This is a genomic window from Xenorhabdus sp. SGI240, assembly GCF_040081915.1.
Taxonomy (GTDB): Bacteria; Pseudomonadota; Gammaproteobacteria; order Enterobacterales; family Enterobacteriaceae; genus Xenorhabdus; species Xenorhabdus bakwenae.
In genome coordinates this window covers 1-3,091 of the sequence record NZ_JBEBMB010000157.1, presented here as the reverse complement: position 1 = coordinate 3,091, position 3,091 = coordinate 1, and the positions used below count along the sequence as shown (strand labels likewise).

Here is a 3,091-nt window from a genome sequence, read left to right as displayed (position 1 = left end):
AGCGGGCAAATCCGCCCAGGCTGATTCACAGGAAAAGCAGCACAATAAAAGAAAGGCGTTTATTCTGGTCATCAGGCTCGTGCTGATACGCCGGCAGACGGTAAAAATGGGCTTCATATTGACTCTGTTCCTTTTCATTATGTTCGCTGCATTAACTGGCAAACATCCAGACAGCCACGACCAGCAATACCGCAGTTCGAAGGGCAAACTGGCTGAGGGTCTGATTACGCACTTTTTCATTCGCCCAGCCCTGCCAGACATCCACCGCAGCCCAGGCCGCCCAGAAAAACAGGGTGGCTAAGAAAAACCCGACGCACACCAGATACAGAAAAGTGATATCAAAATGGCCGGAGGCCACTTCAAAAGCATTACGTTGGGCGTCAGTCATTGCGGGTTTTCCTGACGGTAATGGCCGGATAATGTGCCGGACCCCTGGGGCTGCTCGCGGGAAGGCATGAGGTAGTGATCAATGCCCGCTTTGAGGGTGTTGAGGTCGGTTTTGATACGCTGATAGTCAAAGTCATAACGCGGGTATTTTGCTGTATCAGACGGATTTTCTGCGATGCTGGCGCGTTCCAGTGCTATCTGCACCTGCTCAATCAGACGTTTTGCACTCGCCAGTTCGTCTTTTTCGGCCGCTTGCGCCAGCGGCATACACAACACAGCCAGCCCCAGCAGGCAGGCAGAACAGGATATCGAAAAGCCACCGCGCATAAATATTCACCTTATGATGGGTTCCAAAATGCCGAGGATGCGGTGTTTTTGATATCAGGTCAGCAATAAACTCTTTATGCTTTGGTGAAAATTAGCTAAATAGTCTGACTAATTTATTCGATTAACGGTTTAATAATGAAGGAAGGCATATGCTGCGGATTGATTTAAATGTCCCCGATGAAGAACACGAGAAGGCACGCAAACTGGGCGCGCACTGGGATGCAGTAGCTCAAATCTGGTATATCGACGACAGTTTTGACCCGACCCCGTTTATGAACTGGTTACCGTTCTACAATGTCCATGCCGAATTCTGGTATCTCGCCCAGACCCGGACGCCGTGCCCACACTGCCAGGAACACACCACCGTCACCGCGTTTATGTTGCCTGCCGGGCATAAAATGCTGGAAGCGGATGATGACGATGAAGATGACGACGAAACCCACACTGAAGTGGACTACTCTGAGCAGGACAGCCCGGCGTTTCTGTTTTATATCGCCGATATTCCCACTATTGTGCGTAGCGTGCTGCCCGGTTTTCATCACACGCTGCGCAAAGCGGTCAGCCAACGGCTGCGCAGGCAACACTGGATAAACCATTGCGAACACTGTGACGCACAGCAGGATGATACCGACATGTTTGCGGAAATCGGTGGGGCATTTTTTCCTGATTCGAAAGAGCAAGCGGCGGCGATTCAGCTTCACCGTATTGATCAGCCTTTTGTGGGGTATTGTGAAGATATTTCGCATCATCACTATCATTTCGATCCGAAGCTGGATAACCGCATATCTAAAGCCTGTGACTGGTTTGAATGGATGACACAGGTGGTTAACAACCCGTCCATATATCGCCATTAATCCAGCATTGAGATCCAGATTTGATGCGGTTTGTAGCCACATCAAATCTGAATTCTTAATGATAAAGATCGCCACTAAATTAATAATATATTCAAATAATTACTGACATAATCACTATCAACCACAAGCCCAATGAATCTTGTTCGTTACCAAATCTATTTGAGCCACACCATCCCCGCCTATATTGGGATCACCCAGAGTTTCATCAAATTCAAAATAAAACTCACTCAATTCATCTGGAATAGATTGCGCTGGATGTGCAGTCCCACCAAAATGGTGGTTATAAAAATACTTATCTAAATTAAGATTCAATTTTTCACTGATTTCATGAAATATTGGTATATATCCCTGAATATCTTCTACTTTCAAGCTATCAATGGCTTCAGTATCTTCAATAGCCTCCAACCAATCTGGATATTCTTCTGGCTTAATTCCTATATTAGGATCATCAGCATAAGGTTCTAAATTGAAATATCGTGCGGGTTGATCACAAGAAAAACAGTTAATTTCATGCATTGATTCATAATCAACAGGCAGGCAATTTTTACTGGGTAACTCACTCGGCCTTCCTGAAACTTCTTCTTCTGTGAGGTAAATAAAGCACCAGCCCCCACCTATCTCATCAACCTGATATACTTCACGCGGATGCATATTGTTACGGTACAAGACTAACTCTTGCCAAAAAGCGTTATTGTCTAACGCTTCACTGCCTTCCTGTAAGAATTCATTAACACCCTCTTCTTCGTCATCTTCAAAATCACTGGACTGAAAAACAGATAAATATTCTACATCAGAACTTCTCACATTATATTCAGCAGGAATTTTCACGGTAAAAATATGAGCCATCGGTACCCCATTGACCCGGCTTCTTGGCCACTGGCAGGGGGTAATACCCGAAGGTCTTCCATACGTCCATCCGTCAGTGCCAGTCTCAGAGGATTTCACGATATATATATTCTTTGGTTTCTTCATATCCATTCTCAAAAATCTTTTCCTAATAAAAGTCATCCATAAGATTTAAATCTTTTTTCATTTTTACTGATAGCTTCTTTATCACAAAAACTAATATTTGTTGCAAACTGACGCGCCGCTGTGCGGCTTATCTGCTGATGATGTAATACAAAACAAAAATCCGTTTTGTATTACATCATCCAGCTCCTCATATATATTTCTTAAACATTGAGGTTGTTATTACCACCGCCATACCCAACACTATCGCCGCTGGCAACAATATCACCGTGGGATACACCACACTCGGCCAGGATAAATACAACATACAGGGAATGGTGCAGGCCGGTTTAATCCCCCGTTTGGCGTGATGGTAAACAAAACTCGACTCATATCCTGCGCCATAACGGCGTAGATCCCGCCGCCCCAGCCCGTCAACCAATGTGACTAAAACCACCATCACAAACAGCGGAACGGATAACAGCAGGATCGCCAGCCGGATCAGCGTCACCATCGTGATAAACACCGTGGCTAACCCATATTCCTGCAAATAACCCGATACCTCCTGTAATACG

General features: G+C 45.4%; 5 protein-coding genes. 1 reads left to right on the top strand and 4 read right to left on the bottom strand.

Going from position 1 to position 3,091, the window contains the following annotated elements; translation table 11 throughout:
- Positions 1 to 151: 151 nt before the first annotated feature.
- Both ABLA76_RS17870 and ABLA76_RS17865 read right to left on the bottom strand, forming a co-directional pair.
- On the bottom strand, positions 152 to 388 hold the full coding sequence (locus tag ABLA76_RS17870) for a TIGR03758 family integrating conjugative element protein (protein WP_273549883.1): 237 nt from the start codon (positions 386 to 388) through the stop codon (positions 152 to 154).
- Positions 385 to 714, bottom strand: coding sequence for an RAQPRD family integrative conjugative element protein (locus ABLA76_RS17865; RefSeq protein ID WP_348988940.1), 330 nt, complete (start codon positions 712 to 714; stop codon positions 385 to 387). The genes ABLA76_RS17870 and ABLA76_RS17865 overlap by 4 nt, the downstream gene beginning before the upstream one ends.
- 149 nt (positions 715 to 863) lie before the next feature.
- Here ABLA76_RS17865 and ABLA76_RS17860 point away from each other — a divergent pair, with 149 nt between their 5' ends.
- A complete protein-coding gene (locus ABLA76_RS17860) occupies positions 864 to 1,568 on the top strand; it encodes a DUF5710 domain-containing protein (RefSeq protein ID WP_348988939.1) in 705 nt (234 codons plus the stop codon).
- 117 nt (positions 1,569 to 1,685) lie between these two features.
- Here ABLA76_RS17860 and ABLA76_RS17855 read toward each other — a convergent pair whose 3' ends face one another.
- Complete coding sequence (locus ABLA76_RS17855) at positions 1,686 to 2,414, bottom strand: hypothetical protein (protein ID WP_348988938.1); 729 nt, start codon at positions 2,412 to 2,414, stop codon at positions 1,686 to 1,688.
- 313 nt (positions 2,415 to 2,727) lie between these two features.
- The coding region (locus tag ABLA76_RS17850) for a TIGR03747 family integrating conjugative element membrane protein (RefSeq protein ID WP_348988937.1) at positions 2,728 to 3,091 on the bottom strand (364 nt) is incomplete at its 5' end.